Annotated in this window: 18 protein-coding genes; 3 read left to right on the forward strand and 15 right to left on the reverse strand. The window is 44.3% G+C overall.

Features of this window, described 5'->3' with window-relative positions; translation table 11 throughout:
- Position 1 precedes the first annotated feature (1 nt).
- The 8 genes from ACQY73_RS16135 to ACQY73_RS16170 all read right to left on the reverse strand — a co-directional run bounded on the left by ACQY73_RS16135 (position 2) and on the right by ACQY73_RS16170 (position 7,728).
- Positions 2 to 1,927, reverse strand: coding sequence for a serine/threonine-protein kinase (locus tag ACQY73_RS16135; RefSeq protein WP_428667902.1), 1,926 nt, complete (start codon positions 1,925 to 1,927; stop codon positions 2 to 4).
- Positions 1,928 to 2,101: 174 nt separating this feature from the next.
- Positions 2,102 to 3,118 (reverse strand): serine/threonine-protein kinase, encoded by a 1,017-nt coding sequence (locus ACQY73_RS16140; protein WP_428667904.1) that lies wholly within the window; start codon positions 3,116 to 3,118, stop codon positions 2,102 to 2,104.
- Between the two features lie 47 nt (positions 3,119 to 3,165).
- Positions 3,166 to 4,242 (reverse strand): PP2C family protein-serine/threonine phosphatase, encoded by a 1,077-nt coding sequence (locus ACQY73_RS16145; protein ID WP_428667906.1) that lies wholly within the window; start codon positions 4,240 to 4,242, stop codon positions 3,166 to 3,168.
- A gap of 11 nt (positions 4,243 to 4,253) precedes the next feature.
- Positions 4,254 to 4,841, reverse strand: coding sequence for a zinc-ribbon domain-containing protein (locus tag ACQY73_RS16150; protein WP_428667908.1), 588 nt, complete (start codon positions 4,839 to 4,841; stop codon positions 4,254 to 4,256).
- Between the two features lie 34 nt (positions 4,842 to 4,875).
- Positions 4,876 to 5,715 (reverse strand): hypothetical protein, encoded by an 840-nt coding sequence (locus ACQY73_RS16155; protein ID WP_428667910.1) that lies wholly within the window; start codon positions 5,713 to 5,715, stop codon positions 4,876 to 4,878.
- Between the two features lie 99 nt (positions 5,716 to 5,814).
- A complete protein-coding gene (locus ACQY73_RS16160; protein WP_428667912.1) occupies positions 5,815 to 6,381 on the reverse strand; it encodes an FHA domain-containing protein in 567 nt (188 codons plus the stop codon).
- Positions 6,382 to 6,468: 87 nt separating this feature from the next.
- On the reverse strand, positions 6,469 to 7,152 hold the full coding sequence (locus ACQY73_RS16165) for a hypothetical protein (RefSeq protein ID WP_428667914.1): 684 nt from the start codon (positions 7,150 to 7,152) through the stop codon (positions 6,469 to 6,471).
- Positions 7,153 to 7,158: 6 nt separating this feature from the next.
- Positions 7,159 to 7,728, reverse strand: coding sequence for an RNA polymerase sigma factor (locus tag ACQY73_RS16170; RefSeq protein ID WP_428667916.1), 570 nt, complete (start codon positions 7,726 to 7,728; stop codon positions 7,159 to 7,161).
- Positions 7,729 to 7,917: 189 nt separating this feature from the next.
- Between ACQY73_RS16170 and ACQY73_RS16175 the strand changes: the two genes are divergently transcribed.
- Positions 7,918 to 8,169, forward strand: coding sequence for a hypothetical protein (locus ACQY73_RS16175; protein ID WP_428667918.1), 252 nt, complete (start codon positions 7,918 to 7,920; stop codon positions 8,167 to 8,169).
- A gap of 83 nt (positions 8,170 to 8,252) precedes the next feature.
- A complete protein-coding gene (locus ACQY73_RS16180; RefSeq protein WP_428668477.1) occupies positions 8,253 to 8,456 on the forward strand; it encodes a type II toxin-antitoxin system RelE/ParE family toxin in 204 nt (67 codons plus the stop codon).
- A gap of 21 nt (positions 8,457 to 8,477) precedes the next feature.
- On the opposite strand, the gene ACQY73_RS16185 is transcribed toward ACQY73_RS16180, so the two are convergent.
- Complete coding sequence (locus ACQY73_RS16185) at positions 8,478 to 9,761, reverse strand: sensor histidine kinase (RefSeq protein ID WP_428667920.1); 1,284 nt, start codon at positions 9,759 to 9,761, stop codon at positions 8,478 to 8,480.
- A 32-nt stretch (positions 9,762 to 9,793) separates the two neighbouring features.
- On the opposite strand from ACQY73_RS16185, the gene ACQY73_RS16190 reads away from it, so the two are divergent.
- Complete coding sequence (locus tag ACQY73_RS16190; protein ID WP_428667922.1) at positions 9,794 to 10,483, forward strand: 2'-5' RNA ligase family protein; 690 nt, start codon at positions 9,794 to 9,796, stop codon at positions 10,481 to 10,483.
- A gap of 54 nt (positions 10,484 to 10,537) precedes the next feature.
- On the opposite strand, the gene ACQY73_RS16195 is transcribed toward ACQY73_RS16190, so the two are convergent.
- The 6 genes from ACQY73_RS16195 to ACQY73_RS16220 all read right to left on the reverse strand — a co-directional run bounded on the left by ACQY73_RS16195 (position 10,538) and on the right by ACQY73_RS16220 (position 17,990).
- The gene (locus tag ACQY73_RS16195) at positions 10,538 to 11,971 is read right to left on the reverse strand and encodes a sigma-54-dependent transcriptional regulator (protein ID WP_428667924.1); all 1,434 of its coding nucleotides are present in this window, start codon (positions 11,969 to 11,971) and stop codon (positions 10,538 to 10,540) included.
- Positions 11,972 to 11,973: 2 nt separating this feature from the next.
- A complete protein-coding gene (locus ACQY73_RS16200; protein ID WP_428667926.1) occupies positions 11,974 to 13,149 on the reverse strand; it encodes an ABC transporter permease in 1,176 nt (391 codons plus the stop codon).
- 4 nt (positions 13,150 to 13,153) lie between these two features.
- Complete coding sequence (locus ACQY73_RS16205) at positions 13,154 to 14,404, reverse strand: ABC transporter permease (protein ID WP_428667928.1); 1,251 nt, start codon at positions 14,402 to 14,404, stop codon at positions 13,154 to 13,156.
- A 2-nt stretch (positions 14,405 to 14,406) separates the two neighbouring features.
- Entirely contained in the window at positions 14,407 to 15,072 is a 666-nt protein-coding gene (locus ACQY73_RS16210; protein WP_428667930.1) for an ABC transporter ATP-binding protein, read from the reverse strand.
- Between the two features lie 95 nt (positions 15,073 to 15,167).
- Positions 15,168 to 16,694, reverse strand: coding sequence for a TolC family protein (locus ACQY73_RS16215; RefSeq protein ID WP_428667932.1), 1,527 nt, complete (start codon positions 16,692 to 16,694; stop codon positions 15,168 to 15,170).
- 45 nt (positions 16,695 to 16,739) lie between these two features.
- Entirely contained in the window at positions 16,740 to 17,990 is a 1,251-nt protein-coding gene (locus ACQY73_RS16220; protein ID WP_428667934.1) for an efflux RND transporter periplasmic adaptor subunit, read from the reverse strand.
- Between the last annotated feature and the right edge of the window lie 10 nt (positions 17,991 to 18,000).

Here is an 18,000-nt window from a genome sequence, read left to right on the forward strand (position 1 = left end):
TTTAACGTTTTCTAAGAAGAGAATTAATGGCATTCAAGGCTTCATTTGTCAGATTAGGCTGACTGTTATTATTGCCGGCGGGGCGGCTTGAGGTTCTTGTTCGATTATAAGAGTAGTTAGGGCGGCTCGGATTTACACGATTTAAGGCGGTTTGTGCTTCTTTTAATCCCTGTTTAGCAGCCAACTCGTAATAATAGGCGGCGGAAGTTTTGTTGGCGGTCATTCCCAGCCCTCTTTCATAGAGTTGGCCTAAATTATATTGCGCCCACATATCGCCCATACTCGTTCCTTTTTCATAGTACTTTTTGGCTTTTTGATAATCGGTTGTAACTCCAAAACCACCGTTCCAGTAGATATTTCCCAAATAATTGGCCGCTTCTTTGCTTCCTTTTTCGGCTGCTTCCTCAAAATATTCGGCAGCCTTTGTATAATCTTTTACTTTACCACCTAAGCCACTGTAATAAACGCTACCCAAGTTGAAACTTCCCCAAGGAATATCGTCTACTTTTTCGTAAGAATCTATGGCTTTGTCAATGTCCATCATCGCCCCTCCCCAACCGTTTTTGTAAAATAATCCTATCAAATTGTTGGTTGTATCGTCCATGAGGACCGTGCCGTTGTATTTTTCCAGAATAGTATAAATTTGTGGATATAAAGAAGTTAGGTCATTGTTATTCGAATAAAATGTTGTTTTTACCCACTTAAGCTCTTCGTTACCTTTACGCTGCCAATTCCAGAAATAGAGCCCCCCCAAGATGATTACCGCCGCCGCCGCAATGGTTGCATAACGCTTGATCGGAAGAAGCTTGGAAGGCGTATCTTTTTTTCGCATTTCGGCGCGGCATTTTTCAATTTGCTGCCGGGCAACCGCGTGTTGAGCATCTACTTTCAGTACTTCGCTGTACCATTTGATGGCTTCGTTAAGAGCTTGTTCTTTGGCAAATCCAATGAGTCCGAAGGAGGCTTGAAAGCGTTCATTTCCTTTATCAAGCAGCTCTTTTACGTTCAGCATCGGCTCGTCCAATCGAAACGTTTTGTCATCTTCTATGACCGGTTGTTTTTCTTTTTCAACCACCACCGGTTTAGCACTTTCCAAGAGCGCCAATAACTCTTCCGCTTTTTGTACCCTTTTGGTGTTATCGGGCGTAAGGCACTTTTTGATAAGCGTGCGGTAAGGCTCAGGCACGCTGTTGATCTTATCAGGTATTTTTCCTTTCACGATCCGTTGGCTGATCTCAAGGTTCCAACTTTCCTGACTCATAGTGCGTGAAGCATCAAAAGGCAACTCTCCCACCATCAAATGGTATGCACAAACTCCCACGGCCCACAGGTCCACATTCGGTCGAATATCGCGATTTTGGATCTGCTCGGGCGCAGCATAAGCGATGGAAAGACCAATGGCCGAGTTTTCGACTGAGCGCGTATTGGTGTCCGACAGTTTGCTCAAACCAAAATCGGTCAGTTTCGGTATCCATTTGTTTCCTTCGCGCTCCATGAGGATATTTTGGGGTTTCATGTCGCGGTGGATAATGTGGTGCTGATGCAAGTGCGCCACCCCTTTCAAAATCCCTTCAATGATCTGATATTTCTGCTCCGGGCTCAACACATATTTGTTGATGACATCGTTAAGATTACCTTCTTCGTAAAATTTCAGAATGGCAAAATCATAGCGAACCGGCATGAATTGAAAGCGGTAACAATTGCCGTAACGAACAATATTCTTATGAGAATCCAATTCATCTACGATCTGTTTTTCGTATTGCAAATTGAATTTTTCGTGCTTCACTTCCGCCACCTTTACCGCTACATGGCGCTTCTGAACAGTATCGTACGCTTTGTAAACGGAGGCAAATCCGCCGGCTCCCAACAGCGCCTGTTTGTCTTGGGTATCAAAGTTGTAGCGTTTCAAAAATTCATCGTAAGTCATTGTCGTAGCGTTTTTTCTTTTGATTCTTTATCGAACCCAACCATCAAAGGTCACCGGAGTTTTCAATTTTTATTTGTTCTTTTTTTACATTTATCAAGAGGCCGTTCTCATGAATTGGCCTTCGGATTCTGTTCCAATAGTGGCGGAACGACCGGTTTATTAAAAGCTGTTTTCTTAAAAAAAAAGCAACCCTTCTTTTGCCAATATGATAAGTTTCATGATCAACAAAATAACCAAACCAATGGCAATCTTTATTCCACGGTAAGGCGTAGAATTAGAAGTATCCGTTGTTTTTTTCGGTACCGGAATCACTTTTTTCGGTTCGATAAAAGGTACAATTTCAACAACTTCCTGCTCCAAAAGCGGCAGCAAGTCCTCTGCTTTCTGAGCGCGTTTGGCGTTATCAACGATCAGACATTTTCTGATCAATGTGCGATAAGGTTCCGGAATCATATTGATCTTAGCCGGCAAAAACCCTTTCACGATCTGCTTGCTGACCTCAATATTCCAACTTTGCAGACTCCTGCCCTGAGGTGCCTGAAAAGGAAGTTCACCTGTCATTAAATGATAAACACAAACCCCCACAGCCCACAGATCCACGTTTGGACGAATAGCGCGATTTTGGATCTGCTCGGGCGCAGCATAAGCGATGGAAAGACCGATGGCCGAATTTTCGACCGATTGGCCGGTCGAATCCGACAGTTTACTCAATCCAAAATCGGTCAGTTTCGGTACCCAGCGATTGTCTTCAAAATCCATGAGGATATTCTGGGGTTTCAGATCACGGTGAATAATATGATGCTTATGCAAATGTGCTACGCCTTTCAAAATCCCTTCAATGATCTGATGTTTTTGCGCAAGCGTCAAGGGGTATTTACCGGCAGCTTCATTGAGATTTCCTTCTTTATAAAACTTCAAAATCGCATAATCATAACAGGCGGGAATTCGCTCAAAGCGGTAACAATTGCCGTAACGAACAACGTTGGGATGGTTATCCAGCTCGTCTACAAGCTGTTTTTCATATTGTAAGTTAAACTTTTCGTGTTTTACTTCGGCTATTTTTACCGCCACTTCGCGGTGCTGCACGGTGTCATATGCTTTGTAAACAGAGGCAAACCCACCGGTACCCACTAAGGATTTACGGGCTTCGGAATCAAAGTGATAGCGTTTCAAAAAATCTTCGTAAGTCATTGTCGTAGGATGTTTTTTGATTCTTTATCGCTGACCGAGCCCGAAGGTCACTTTATTTTCTTCGGTTTTTTGTTGGTTTTTTTGTCCGGTTTATTGATAGGTAGCTCATTCTTGGGCTTTGTTTCCGAAAATTGCGTATCAGGCGTCTTCTCGGGAGCGCCAACTTCGGTTTTTACCGGTTTCGCCGGCGTTTTTACCTCTTCTTTCTTACCCCAAAGCAACCAGGCAATGGTTCCGAACAATATAAAATTGACCAATACCAACACCATGACCCATTGTTTCGTAAAAACGGGAGCCACAACTTCCTTAGAAACTTTTTTTGTCTCTTTTGCAGGCTCACTTTTCTCCGGCGTCAACAGTTCAACCACCAGTTGCTCTGCCGATTGAATGCGTATCAGATAGGCCGTAAAATTATCCCGACTTTGCTCCGCGCATTTTTGTTTGATGGAGGCCATTTTTTGCGCATCACTTTTCGTTGTCCCCAAAAGTTCGAGCAATTCAGCATCGCTGAATGTTTCCAACACTCCATCCGTACACATAAAAAAGTAATCGCCGGATCGTACATCTTCGATGAAATGTACGTCGGGAGCTACGGCGTTGGTGCTGCCTTGCAACGCCCGCGTTATCACATTCCGTTTGGGGTGCTTAGGGGCTTCATCGGCGGTAATAATACCCGATTTTACCAATTCATTGACAAAACTGTGGTCCTGCGTACGCCACAGCAAACGACCGTTACGAATATGATAAATACGGCTGTCGCCAATGTGCGCGGCCAAAACACCATCTTCGTTCAGGTGCATCAGCGTCAAGGTCGTTGCCATTCCGGAACTATCCGGTTGTGTTTCTTTATAACGCTCCAATTCAGCTTCGGCATAGGCAATGGCATCACGTACGGTTTGGGCAGTGCCTCTTTTTATGGAATGCTGCAAAAAATAAGTACTTATGGCTTGGCAAACGGTTTCGCTGGCTACTTCTCCTTTGTCGGCACCGCCTACCCCATCGCAAACCAAAAACAAACGGTCATCGACAGAAGCGGCTCCAACGGCCGGAAAAAGATTATCTTCATTATTAGAGCGCTGCCCCCGCTCGTGCAAAGCCAGCGGGGGAGCTAATTGAATTTTCATAAAAGAGATTGTTAGAAAAGTACGGTTTTCAAGTACTCCGAATGCACTACAGTATCGGTTGCTTTACGGGCATTTCCGACCGCCGCAATTGTTTTCAGCACTACCTTGGTTTTTCCTAATTGAAGCGTAGCACCGTCCAGAATTTCGAGCGTAGTACCACGCTTTAAAGGATAGGTATTAACAAACGTGGGGTTTGTACAGTCGGGATGTTCCGACAACCAGTATTTATACGCTCCTTCTTTGGTTTTTATCACTTCGATCACCAAATGTAACCGACTCATGTACCGATCCTGACTTTGAATCATGACTTCGCAGGGTTTCGAAACCGATGCCCGTCCGATGGTCTGACGTCCCAATTGGAGCGGCAGGGTTTGTGCCTGGGTATATTCATCGTGAACAATGATCCAACCTACTTCGGTCGGTTGATATATCGGCTTATCTACCAACGTATGGTCTTCCATGGCGGGTGCCGGTTCAGCGGGCAATTCTACACGAATCGACGTTTGACAACGAACACATTTGATGGTTGGATTCTGAGGCGACAACGCCTTTTCATTAAATCGCAGGCGTGCGCTGCACGAAGGGCAGGTAACAATCATGACGGTCGAAAGTTAGCAAATGGATAAAGTGTGATTAAGCCAAGTCCTCAGGATTCATAAAATCACCTGAACCATCGTAGTCATTATCGTACTCATCTTCCGTAATTGGTTCATCTACTTGCGTTATGTACTCTTCCTGATCGGCGGTTGTCGTGGTATCAGTGGCATATTCCGTATGAGATTGAGTATCATTGGTTGGCGCAGTAGCGGCATCCCCCACGTTAATATCATATACTACATAATTGCCTTCCGTTTCGGGCACAACTTCAATACCATCGGTTTGAGATTGATCTGCCAACCACAATGCGGCGTATACATCTTTCATTTCCTGTGGCAAAGAAGCAAACTCGTCAGGGTGATAGGTATGGTACAAGTTGCCGTGCCATTCAAACAAAGACCCCGGTCCTACTTCATTGCGCACGGCACTGAACGCTTCTTCAAACGACATGCTATCCGGCGCATTAACAACGGCAACATTGTCAGGAAGCATCGTTACAGCAGTACTATCGGCGTGCACTTCGGTAGTTGGCGCTGAGTAAATAGGTTCAGTCGTCGGTTGCGAATTTGCAGATGTAGTATCAGCAACCGTTTCAGTAGTTGGTGCCACCGTTGGAACCTCAGTAGCAACGGCAGTACTGTCAGTAGCGGCAGCTGTGCTGTCGGCAGTGGCAACATTTTCCGGTGTTTGGATATCATCAGCGGTTGATTTTTCATTTTCGGCATAGGCATCAACGGCGATGGCCCCTACTCCTACTGCTACGCCTCCTGCGACTGCAACGACCTGTTTTGCTCTTTGACTATTGTCCGTTTTTTTAGCCGGCGTTTCTTTTTCTACTTCGGCAGAATCTGCAAGGATGTGTGTTTGCTCTGACATGATTGATACAGTTTTTAAAGTTTCAGATTAACTATTTTGACATTTACACTTCTTTATCGCCACGCCTTGTCAAAGGTCACCTGCTTTTATAATTTTTTTTTAGAACCATTTTACTTTGCAGCGAGGGCAGTTTTTGAGACGCCTGCAATCGTCCCACGAAAACCAATCATAATCACGCAACGGCTGTTGGCATTTCGGGCAAACCCATTTACGAAGTACAACTTTGAGTTTTTCGCGTTGGCTGACTACTTCAAATTGATCTTCAAAGGCTACGGCAATGAGTTTTCCAACGTAGGGCAACGCCTGAACGATATCCACGTTTTTCTGATTCTTTGATATACGGTCTCTTATTTTTTCTATTTCTTCCCACACCGGCCACAATTCCTGAAACTCCAATGTAAAATCATCCGGGGCTTTATTGGCACGAAAAAGTTTTAAAACATCAAACGACACCTTTCCGATCAAGACCTGCGTGGTAGTGGTCACTACGGCTCTGCGCACGCGCACATTGTCAATAAAAGTACCGTTCGTAGAATCGTTATCTTCCAATAGCCATTCTGCTGTTGACTGCAAGGTAGCCGTTGCGTGATAACCGCTCACGCTGGGATCGTCAATGACAATATCGTTATCAGGCTTACGACCGATACGAAGCTTTTTAGTTCCCATAACAAATTGAATTAAAGACAGTAAGGTGCCGTGCCCAACGAAATTAGTGCTTCGCGGAACCAATGGCAATAGATAGGACTAACTATATTATTTTAACGGTGTAATTGTCTCGGTCTGCTTTACGTCATACGCTCGGCCATTGAGCCATACTTTATATGATTTCGTTGTATTATCGAATTCCAGACTCAGTTTCGGACGGTTTGTCGGTACAGGATTCAAATGCAGTTCAAACGTATCCGTAAAGCGATAGTGCAAAGGATGTTCGGTATCATTGATGATAACAGCGTCTTTGAAAACGGTTTGTTTTTTAACTCGCACATCCTTTTGGGTTTCCCATATGAGCAAAGGAATTCGAAAACTCTGTCGGTCGCCGTTATTTCGAATTTCAACGTCAGACTGTACTTTGTTATCCTGTTTGACGATTACCCACACACTGATGATGATGAGCGCAATTGAAGCTGCAACGGCAAAATAAGGCATACCTCCCCATTCCAATCTGCGTTTTTTTTCATCCAACTCATTTTTTAGAACAATGACTTTCGGTGCCTCATTTTTCGTGAGTTCATCGTGAAAACCATTGAACATTCTCTGTAATTCTGCTTCTTCCGCTTTTTGGCGGATATACCCTTTCACGGTTTTCTGAGCTTCAATGTCCAGTCGCAGTTCTTCTTCGTGAAGCATCTGTTGCTCGAATGCCAACCTTTCGGCGGGCATCATTTCGTCGTCCAGGTAGCGATCTATTTGTTCGGTTTTATTTTCTTCGTTGTTCATGGCCGTTTAGCGGTTTAATTTTCTGACAACCTCTTTGGCTAATTCACGGGCTTTGTCCATGCATTTATTTTTTTGACTTTTGGCAGAGTTATCGTCTTTGAAACCCAATCGCCACGCGATCTGACTCATTGGTAATTTTTCGTAATAAAAGGCCTGTAATAACTCACGGCATTTTTCACCGATCTGCCCCATTACATTTTCTAATGCGTCCCAATAGACCGGCCGTTCCGTTTCTTCTTCCAGTACTACACCCACTTCCGAATCCATCAGCATGACCTCTCCCGACCTATTGCGCTGTCGGAGTTTATCTATCCATTTATGGTGACAAATTGAATAAAGATAGGTGGAGAGTTTACTTGCCAATTGATCCAGTTTCCCCGAACGGATCTGCATCACTACTTCCATCATTCCTTCCTGATATACGTCTTTGGCGTCGTCGTCATCACCACTGTTTTTCAGTACTAAATGCGCTATTTTTCCAAAATTTTCGCGGTAAAAAAGCCCCAATATCTTTTCGTCGCCTGCTTTTATGGCCTGAATCAAACGTAGATCGGGAATGTTCACATCATTATTCATGGGTAAGTCGAAGAAGGTATGAAAATGTCACTCCTAATTTAGAAAAAAATCATTTGTTGATTTAATCGTTTTATGAAGAAGTAGCTACGTTATCAATTTTTAAACCATCAATTCATTCTAAAAGTACTTAATAATTTATTCAAAAGGATTTATCTTATCTTTGTCATAGAAGAAAATGTGTAACTATCCATGGACATTCAAGCACATAAATTAGCCTTTTTGTCAGAGTATCTTCGTGTCAATGATGAAGAAGTACTGCTCAAACTTTCTACTCTTTTACGTCGTGAACGCCAAAAACGTGCTAAGAGCTACTTACAACCTATGACTCATGAACAGCTGGCCAATAAACTTGAAAAAGCAGAAACAGACAGTAAAGAAGGTAGGGTAATGAGTCAACAGGAAGTTGAAGAGTTTTTTAAGAAAAAACGCGCCGTCCAATGAGTCATCAAGTCATATGGACGAATGCCGCTTTTGATGATTTACTTGAAATTGAAGAGTTTGTCGGGTAACCCAAAGCCGACCGGATTATTGAAAGTATTATGGGGCGAGCGCGTCAATTAGCGCAATTTCCGGATTCAGGTGCAATTCAGGAAATGCCTTCCCATCGACGCACATACCGTTTTGTTGTAGAAGGAAATTATAAGATCATCTACAGCTTTGAGCAAAAAGTGGTTCAAATCTGTGCCGTTTTTGATACAAGACTAGAACCCAAAAATCTAAAACTCTAAAAGAGTGGCGTTTTATTAACCTCAAAACCGCACCCGAAACACCGTTTTTCCTTCCTGCTCGGTAAGCAGCGACAGCCCAAAACCGTGATTGACCAAAATTTCCCGAATGAGTGTGAGCCCTACGCCTTGGCCGTTGCGTTTGGTGGAGAAAAAGGGGCTGAATAAGTGTTCTTCTACTTCTTTCGGAATGCCTTTGCCCGTGTCAGTGATCAGCAATTGAGGCGGATTTTGAATTGTTTCAAACGTAACAGTACCATCATTTTCGATGGATTCAATGGCGTTTTTAATGACATTGATGAGTACTTGCTCCATTTGTAACAGATCAGCCTGTGCAACAACCTCTCGCTCACTGAGCTTAAATTCGAAGCGAATGTTTTGACGCTTGGCTAACGACGACATCAAACTTGTGGTTTTCATCACCAAACTGTTGATATTCAACGGTTCTTTGTAAGGAACCGGCAACCGCACTACGTCGGCAAAGCGGCGCATGAATTGATTGAGGTTTTCGTTGCGGTCGCGCGCTACTTCCAGAGCTTCTGTCACGTCAGGCTGGTTTTGTTCCAACGAAATGGTAGTATCCAAAATAGAATTCACCGCTCCCACCGAGTTGTTGACTTCGTGCGCCATCATTCGAATCACTTTACCGTAGGCGTTCTTTTCGGCCGCCAGAATTTCGGTTGTCAGTTCTTCCAACATGATAAAATAACGCGGAAAGCCCCGATCCATAAAATGCGCTTTTTGGCATTTGTAGGTTTCCAAACCGTTGAAATTTATGGTGCGCGATTCGCCCGTTTTCAAATGGCTTAACATCTGAAAAACAGGATGCTGAATGGAAGCCAAAGGTCGATGCAGCACCGACGCCGCATCAATACCCAACATGGCCTGCGTTTTGGGATTGAGTGCCGTAATATTTTCGTCAAAATCCATCATTAAAATGCCCGTGGGCGAGGTATGAATCAGCTTTTCGAGAAAGAAATGCTGCTCCTCCTGCCGTGTGCGCTCGGTACGCAATTGGTCGATCATTTGATTATAGATCTCAATAAGACGATCCATTTCGTACTTTCCGGTTTTCAGAAATTTAACGTTAAAATCGCGGTCTTTAATGGCTTCTACGCCCGTCATCAGCAGGTTAAGCGGTTGGATCAGACTTTGATATAATTGCCACGCAATGAAAAAAGAAAGGAGAATTAAGACCTCAGAGCCTATAAAAAAAAGCGGTTCGTCCTTGAAGATATAAAATGAAAGCCCAATGGCCGCGATGTGAATACAGGCAATATATACGATGAATTTAATACTCAGTTTCATATATTTAGCAGTGCTTTATAAAACAGAATCAAATGGATTTGGAACAACATTATCATCAAATGTGGACTCATGCCGTCCGACAATTTACAGTGGGCAATTTTGAGTACGACTCATTGACAGATGCCGGGAGTAACGACCAACGGCGCGGTATTACGCTCTTGGCTCGCCCTTCTGAAACTGTAAAAGAGGCGGTTGGAAAAATGCTCCGTGACCTTCACACCTCAGAACCACAGCAATATTACTACCCAGTCACGGATATTCACGTTACTGTTTTATCTATTATTTCCTGTTATGCAGGTTTTTCGCTGTCGCTTATTGACATTGAGGCCTACAAAGCGTTGGTTCAAAAAGTATTGAAAAACCATAAATCGTTCAAAGTGACATTCTCGGGGCTTACGGCGTCACCCGGTAGCCTAATTATTCAGGGATTTCCGGAAGACGATACATTGAACGACATTCGAAATACGTTACGCCGACGATTTCGAAATTCTGAGTTGCAGCATTCCATTGATAAACGTTACGCCATTCAAACTGCTCATTCAACGGTAGTTCGTTTCAAAGAGCCATTGGCTGATTCTGAGACTTTTCTCCGAAAAGCAAAGAAGTACAAAGAAGTTGATTTTGGAACGTTTGAAGTAAACGAATTGGAACTCGTTTTTAACGATTGGTATCAAAAAGCGGAGAACACAGTAGTGCTTGCGAAGTACTGTTTGGAAGAATAGAACACTGATTTTTATGATTGTTAAGATTTTTGCTGTTTTACGAAATTGAATGAGTTAATCTTCTTCAAACGGGATATTATATTTTTCCAATCTTCGATACAGCGCTGAGCGCGTCAGACCCAAGGCTTTGGCCACGCGCGCCACTTTGCTCCGATGAAATTCCATCGCACGGCGAATCATTTGAATCTCCATTTCTTCAAGCGTCATGCTGCCTACTTCGGGTAGTTGCGATTTCGGATTTACGATTTCGGATTTACGATTTTGTGGTTGATAATTTTGCTCAAAATCACTCACTTCCAATACATCGCCGGTACTTACCAATATCGTTCGTTCTACCAGATTTTTGAGTTGTCGAATATTGCCCGGCAAATTGAGCTGTTTGAGCCATTTCAACGCTTCGCGACTCACTTCTAATTCAGGGCGGCTGTAGATATGACGGAGGTTATTAACAAAAAAATCCACCAGCAGCGGAATATCATCGGGACGTTCGCGCAATGCCGGTAAATGAATCGTAATGAGGTTTATACGGTACAATAGATCTTCCCGAAAGGTGCCTTTGATGACCATTTCTTCCAAGTTTCGATTGGTGGCACACACCACGCGTACATCTACGGTTTTGGTTTTGCTGCTTCCCAATACTTCGTAGGTTCGGTCTTGTAACACCCGAAGTAATTTCACTTGGCTGCTCAGATCCAATTCGCCGATCTCATCCAAAAAAATGGTTCCGCGATTGGCCAATTCGAAACGGCCCGTTCGGTCGTAGCGAGCGTCGGTGAACGCCCCGCGAATGTGCCCAAACATTTCTGATTCAAACAAGCTTGTCGAAATTCCGCCCAAATTTACTTTGACAAAAGGACGTTTGGCACGTTGACTGTTTTGATGCACCGCTTCCGCAATGAGCTCCTTTCCCGTACCGCTTTCACCCATGATGAGCACAGAAGCGTCGGTAGCGGCTACGCGTCCGATGGTTTCCAGTATTCGCAACATGGAATCGGATTGTCCGATGATCTGCCCAAAATCATATTGTCGGCCCAATTGGCGTCGGCTTATTGCCGGTGTTGAAGTACGCTTTCCGGAATTTACTTCTTTGGGGATTTGCCCAGGTTCTTCATCATTTGCCTCACGCAGCGCCAAAGCTGTACGAACCGACTGCATGAGATGCGTATTTTGCCACGGTTTACTGATAAAATCAGCCGCTCCTATTTTCATTCCTTTCACGGCCAGATCAATGGTAGCCCAGCCCGTAATGAGAATCACGGGCACGTGAGCGTCCAATTCTCTGATCTTGGCAAGAAGTTTCAGTCCGTCGTCTCCCGAAGTGTTATTGGAAAAATTCATGTCGAGCAACACCAGCTCAATGGCATTCCTTTTGAGATGCGCGAGTGCTTCTTCGGGGGTTTCGGCCGTTACAACGTCGAACTTCTCTTTGCGCATGAGCAGCGAAAGAGAAGTTCGAACGGCAATATCATCATCAACGATCAACAGCATACTTATTCTTCATGCAAAACCGTCGCAGGCTGTAACATTGACGCCTGACGACTGGGGTAAAAAGCACAAACGGTCACCAACAAATAAACAGAAATCACCGAAAGCAGAATACCTGTAAAATATATGCCCGCTTCGACGTCGAATACATTCAGCAAAGGAAATTGGACAGCAAAAAAGACCCCTAAAATAAGGCCAAAAGTAGCAATAACGGCGGTTTCGCCAATAAAATGCCACAAAATAGCACCTCTGGTAGCACCCATAGCCCGACGAACCCCTATTTCCTGCTTCCGCCGACTGATGGTCTGAAACAAAACCCCGAAAAGCCCCAACGCAACGTTAAATACCAAAAAGCTGCAAACGATCATTAAGATCAAAATGGGCACCATAACCAGATTGTTACGGTTATCCTTCATGTTGTTCATCTGCTGAATTTCAATCGACCAATCTTTGCCCAAACGCGCTAATTCTTTCGAAATTTTGGCTTCCAACTCGGCACCGCTACCTTCCTGAACTTTCATGACCATGGTATCATCCCATTTTTCGGAAGGCCTGAATACACAGTTGGAAAGCGCCTGAAAGTCGTCTTTATGTCTAAAATAATCAACGACCCCCACTACCTGCATCTGTGTCTGTTTTGGCCCGATTTCATTTCCGTCTCCTAAGATCTTTCCAACCGCTTTCTCTTTTCCAAATAATTCTTCTGCAAAATGGCGCGTAATGACAACGGGTTTAAACTTACCTGATTGATCGGCCTCATTGAACCACCGTCCTTCCGACAATTGCATGTTCATCACTTTCGGAAAATCAATTCCTACTGCCATGATCTCGCTCATGGCTTTATTCTTTTGGTAAGAAAATTGACTGTTCATCGAGCTGAACGTAAACGGAGCATTAGAGCTTGTGTAAGCAAAGTTCTTTACCTCTGGGTAACGTTTCATTTGTTGATCTACCAACTCCTTGTACTGCATTTTTATGGTATCGTTGGGGGCATTGAAGTTAATGAACGCAACCCAGACATTGTCGGTTTCCAAGCCGGCAGGTTGAGCATAATTGTGATAATTATAGACGCCCAATGTCCATACAGCAAAGAGAATCAGAAATGAAAAGAAAATCTCGAACATCATCAATGCGTTGCTTTTCTTTCTTTTCCAGATGAGTTTAAATAAGTGTTTTAGCATGGCTTTAATTTTTTAGAGCTTCTACAACTTGTAATTTTGACATACGCCATGCCGGATAAACGCCCGACAACAGCCCAAACAACAGACTCACCACGATGGCCCCGGCAAAAACTTTCCAGTTGAAACTCAGGTCAATGTAAGCGATCAGATCACTGTGGTTTAAATAATAGATCACGCCCAAAGACATGAAAATGGCCAGTACCCCTCCAATGAGGGTCAGAATGATGTTTTCGATCACAAATTGCATGACCAACGTTTTGGAAGATGCTCCAAACGCTTTGCGCACCCCGATCTCGGAGGCGCGTTCCATGATACGGCTCACGTTGATATTGATCAAATTAATTGCGGGCAAAGACATAAACAGGAAGGTAATTCCCAGTACAATGGTAATGAAATAACCCATTCCCGTGTCTCCTCCTTCACCCAACAGTTGCCGTGTAAAACTGCTTAGGTACGTATCTGCTGACACGTATACCTTGTCAGGGCTGTACCATTTATCGCCGGTGGGCGGCAGTTTAATTTTTGAAACTACCGCATCAAATTCGGCCTGAAATTTGGGAATATCGGCCGGATCATCGGGTAAAATAATAGACCCAAACTGACCTCGAAGCTCCTGCTTATTAATATCTGATTTGCTGGTATTGTAAGGAAAATACAGATCGGATGATACTTGAAGGCGCGTGATCGGACAGCCCCTTACTACGCCGATAATGCGGTAGTTAACATTATCAATTTCGATCATTTTCCCTACGGCAGGCTGGCCTTTCCCGACGTATTCATCACGGACATAATCGTTGATAACCACTACAAAATCGTTATTGGCGATATTTTGTTGGGTATAGTTTTTCCCTTCCAGGAAATCAAAGGAAGTAATATCCCAGAAAGTACCGTCAGTGTAGCGATAATTCACCTTCAATTTGTGATTATTCACGTAAATGTTGATGCTGTTGGGTATCGTAGCAGCGGAAATTTTGGCCGGAGTTTTGAGCGTTCGCACGTATTTATTGATAAAAGAAAAGCTTACCGGCCCCGAACTTTGCCCCTTATTTTTGGTATCTTTTTCCCTTAAATTCCAAATATAAAGCGAACGGTCACGGTTGATTTCGGGATAACCCGGCGCGACCAGGTGATCAATAAAGGCCGTGGCCACCACCAAAATGGTGAGCGTCAGGCTGATGCCGAATAAGCTGATGAACGTGTAAAATTTCCGACGTTGCAGCACGGCAAGGGTTATTTTGAGATAATTGAGTAGCATAGTTATGAAACTTGTGAACCGTCAAACAATCTGATTAAGCGATGTGTGCGTTTGGCCATGTTTTCATCGTGCGTTACCATGATGATGGTGGCTTTATCCCGTTGATTGAGCGTGGTCAAAATGTCCATGATTTCGTTGCCCATATTGCTGTCCAAGTTTCCCGTTGGCTCATCGGCCAAAATGATTTCGGGTTGTCCCACAATCGCTCTTGCAATGGCTACCCGCTGTTTTTGCCCACCCGAAAGTTGATTGGGATAGTGCTTCATACGGTTGCTGAGTCCTACTTTTTCCAGCGCTGCACTCGCCAAGCGGCGACGTTCGCTGCTTGATACCTTGCGGTACAAAAGCGGCAATTCGACGTTGTCCAACACCGGCAGATCATTGATCAGGTGAAAACTCTGAAAAATAAAACCCAATGTCTGATTACGAAAATGCGCCAACTGGCTGTCGGGCAATCCATTGGTATGTTTACCACCAATTTCCACGTTGCCTTTGGAAGGCTCATCCAGCAATCCAATGATGTTGAGCAGCGTACTTTTTCCGCAGCCCGAAGGTCCCATAATGGAGATGAATTCTCCTTTTTCAACGCTCAGATTAATGTTGTTGAGCGCCACTGTTTCTACCGTGGCTGTCCGATAGACTTTTTCGATGTTTTTTAAGTTTATCATGGTTTGTTTTTGGTTTTACCCCATCCCCTAACCCCTTCCCCTGTAGGGAAGGGGGATAGCTACTCCCTCCCTAACAGGGGAGGGCCGGGGTGGGGTTATTTTAATTTACTGTCTGTTTCAAAATCGTACAATGTCAATTGCCGCAACTTGTAATATGCTCCCCAATAATCACGCAGCGCATAAATGTAGTCGCGTTTGGCTTGGTCTTTTTCGGTAAATGAAATACTCAGATCGGTGATGCTCAGATTGCCCAATACATATCTGTCTTGGGCAATCCTATACTTTTCGGAAGCAATGCTGTCGGCCTGAACCGTAAGCGAAAGTTGATCGCGAAGCATTTCAAACAGCGTGACTTGGGTGTATATCTCCTGCCGAAAATTCTGCTTATCCTGCTCTACGGTGTATTGAGCCAATTGTAATTGAGCTTCCGCCGTTTTGGTGCGCGATTTTGAGCGCCCCCAATCCAAAATCGGAATATCCAACTGCAACTCTACCGTCTGTTGGTCTTTAGGTCGTTGGTATAATTCAGGAATGGTTATTCCACGATTGGAGAAACCCAATGTTGCAGTCAATGTAGCATTTAATCCATTATCACCTTTGGCTTTGGACACGGCACGTTCGGCCTCCAACGTCCTTCGGCCAAAAGCAATGGCATCGGCACGATTCGCAAAAGCCTGTTCGATCGCCCTTTCCGACGAAAGCGCAAGTGCGGCCGGTTCTGCGGGAGTTTGTAGCTCTATTTTTCCTTCCGATTGGAGACCAATGTATGATTTCAAGTTTAAGGAAGCGATCTCCAAATCCCGTTTTGAGACGCCAACGGCCTTTCTGGCTTTGAGCAATTCCAGCTGAAGTTGCAGTATTTCATTACGCGTATTTTTGCCGAGCTCGTATTTTTCGTTGGCAACTTTGAGAATATTTTGGGTATTGGTTAAATTGGTTTCGGCAATTTGCAAATTGACCTGCGCTAACAGCAAATCAAAAAACAACGCGCTGGCCCGTAGCGAAATCTGCTCCAACGATTCGACGTAGGTTTGTTGGCTTTCGTTGAATTTAAGCGGTTCAATTTTCTTATCCCATTTAAAAGAATTGAAACGCAACAACGGCTGCAAATAACCAACGGCGAAAGGCGTGCCGTTATAAAGGGTATTTTTTCGGTCAAAATCATCAAATCGCTGCAATTGCGAGGTAGCATAAATACTTCCTCCCGTAGCGGCGATGCTTTGACTCAACGAAAGATTCAGCGAAGAGTTATTGTTACGAACGGGTTGAAATTGAATAGTTCCATCCGGCTGACGTACTTCAATAAACGACCTGCTGAACGCGGGCAAATTACCACTTAAAGTTAATTGCGGTTTATAGTTTGATAAAAAGGTGCGGTATTCCCAATACTTCGTTTCTTTGGTGGTAGCGGCTTGGCGCGCCGAGATAGATTGATTTTTGGCCATTTGGACTACTTCTTCCAATGTAAATTTGCCGTTTTGGGCGTAGGTTTTACCGAATACGCAAAAACAAAAAGCAACGAAAAACTGTAGGGGCAGGCCCGGGCGGCGTACCGATTGCGTCTGCCCAACCTGAGCAAACAAATTTTTTATTCTATATGCAGGTAAATATCTCTTATTCATGGCTGTCTTTTTGAGGTAGGCAGTGGGCAGACGCAAGGCCTGCCCCTACGGTTTAATCTCCAATTCCTTTACATTTTTATACTTGCTCATATCCGAGACAATTACGCGTTCTCCCGCACGGATACCTTCTTTGATCTCGACAAAATCGAAGTTAGCCAAACCTACTTTTACCGTTCTGCGCTCCGCTTTCCCGTCGGCACGAAGCACAAAAATATCCTGGACAGGTGTGCCCGTAAAGCCCGCGCCATTGGATACTCTTACTACTTTATTATGACCATCGGTGACAGGATACACTTCCACTTTCATCTTTGGGCGAAGCAATTTGTTGGCTTTGTCTTCGAGTTGCACATCAAAATTGACCACGTTGTTTTGAACTGAAGGCAGAATATTGGTCAATGTACCGCGCAGTTGTGTATCGTTGATACGTACGATGACCTCCATACCTACGTGAATCAGTTCAGCATAATTATCTGAAATAGAACCAATTACTTTAAAGCCGCCCAAATCGGCCAGTCGAGCCAACACCTCTCCTTCGGCTACTTTGGAACCAATATTCTTGTTGACATACGTAAGCACGCCGGCACGATTGGCAACGATATCGGCCTGTTGAAGTTTGCGTTGAAGTTCCTGAAGGTCTTTCCCTTTTATCTGCGCCCCAATTTCCGACTCGCGAATGTCGGCCTGCATGGTTTGCTGCTTGATGCGTATATCGTTTTCAAGCTGCCGTTTTTCGAGTTGTGCAATGCGTAGATTTTGCTCGGCCTGATCAATACTTTCACGCGTACCGCCACCTGCTTTAAAGAGCCGCTTGGCATTTTCTATGTCAGCGCGTAGGCTACTGATTTTGAGAACCTTGATGGAGTCGTTGATCTTTAGATCATAAAAACTCTTTTCCAACTCCCAACGCAGCTTGACAATACCGTTGCGTTTGAGCTCCAGTTCATCTTTCAGTTTTTCAAAATTCAACTGGGTAAACTCCTTGTCTAATTCCAAAATCTTATCACCGATTTTGACCGAGGCTCCTGCATCAAGGTAGATCTGTTGGATCACAGCCGTTATCGGGCTCGTAATTACGGCTTCAAAATCGGGCAAGATTTCTCCCGAAGAGGTTAGGGTATTTTCCACATTGCCGATCTCGGCCGTGGCTACCCGAATATCTGCTTTATCCACAGAATTGCTGAGGGAAACGCGCAATCCCCATACTGCCCCGACGACGACGAGGGCGACTACTCCAATCCAAAGCCATCGACGGCGGGATTCTTCTTTTTTGCTTTCTTCGGGTAAATCTCTGTCCATTATTGATAAA

The sequence above is a fragment of the Runella sp. genome (assembly GCF_965279615.1).
Classification (GTDB): Bacteria; Bacteroidota; Bacteroidia; order Cytophagales; family Spirosomataceae; genus Runella.

Coding starts and splice junctions, on each gene's coding strand:
- ACQY73_RS16135 (WP_428667902.1), bottom strand. CDS start 1,927: ATGACTTACGATGAATTTTTGAAACGCTACAACTTTGATACCCAAGAC.
- ACQY73_RS16170 (WP_428667916.1), bottom strand. CDS start 7,728: ATGAATAATGATGTGAACATTCCCGATCTACGTTTGATTCAGGCCATA.
- ACQY73_RS16160 (WP_428667912.1), bottom strand. CDS start 6,381: ATGGGAACTAAAAAGCTTCGTATCGGTCGTAAGCCTGATAACGATATT.
- ACQY73_RS16220 (WP_428667934.1), bottom strand. CDS start 17,990: ATGGACAGAGATTTACCCGAAGAAAGCAAAAAAGAAGAATCCCGCCGT.
- ACQY73_RS16155 (WP_428667910.1), bottom strand. CDS start 5,715: ATGTCAGAGCAAACACACATCCTTGCAGATTCTGCCGAAGTAGAAAAA.
- ACQY73_RS16150 (WP_428667908.1), bottom strand. CDS start 4,841: ATGATTGTTACCTGCCCTTCGTGCAGCGCACGCCTGCGATTTAATGAA.
- ACQY73_RS16190 (WP_428667922.1), top strand. CDS start 9,794: ATGGATTTGGAACAACATTATCATCAAATGTGGACTCATGCCGTCCGA.
- ACQY73_RS16215 (WP_428667932.1), bottom strand. CDS start 16,694: ATGAATAAGAGATATTTACCTGCATATAGAATAAAAAATTTGTTTGCT.
- ACQY73_RS16200 (WP_428667926.1), bottom strand. CDS start 13,149: ATGCTAAAACACTTATTTAAACTCATCTGGAAAAGAAAGAAAAGCAAC.
- ACQY73_RS16140 (WP_428667904.1), bottom strand. CDS start 3,118: ATGACTTACGAAGATTTTTTGAAACGCTATCACTTTGATTCCGAAGCC.
- ACQY73_RS16185 (WP_428667920.1), bottom strand. CDS start 9,761: ATGAAACTGAGTATTAAATTCATCGTATATATTGCCTGTATTCACATC.
- ACQY73_RS16165 (WP_428667914.1), bottom strand. CDS start 7,152: ATGAACAACGAAGAAAATAAAACCGAACAAATAGATCGCTACCTGGAC.
- ACQY73_RS16145 (WP_428667906.1), bottom strand. CDS start 4,242: ATGAAAATTCAATTAGCTCCCCCGCTGGCTTTGCACGAGCGGGGGCAG.
- ACQY73_RS16210 (WP_428667930.1), bottom strand. CDS start 15,072: ATGATAAACTTAAAAAACATCGAAAAAGTCTATCGGACAGCCACGGTA.
- ACQY73_RS16195 (WP_428667924.1), bottom strand. CDS start 11,971: ATGCTGTTGATCGTTGATGATGATATTGCCGTTCGAACTTCTCTTTCG.
- ACQY73_RS16175 (WP_428667918.1), top strand. CDS start 7,918: ATGGACATTCAAGCACATAAATTAGCCTTTTTGTCAGAGTATCTTCGT.
- ACQY73_RS16205 (WP_428667928.1), bottom strand. CDS start 14,404: ATGCTACTCAATTATCTCAAAATAACCCTTGCCGTGCTGCAACGTCGG.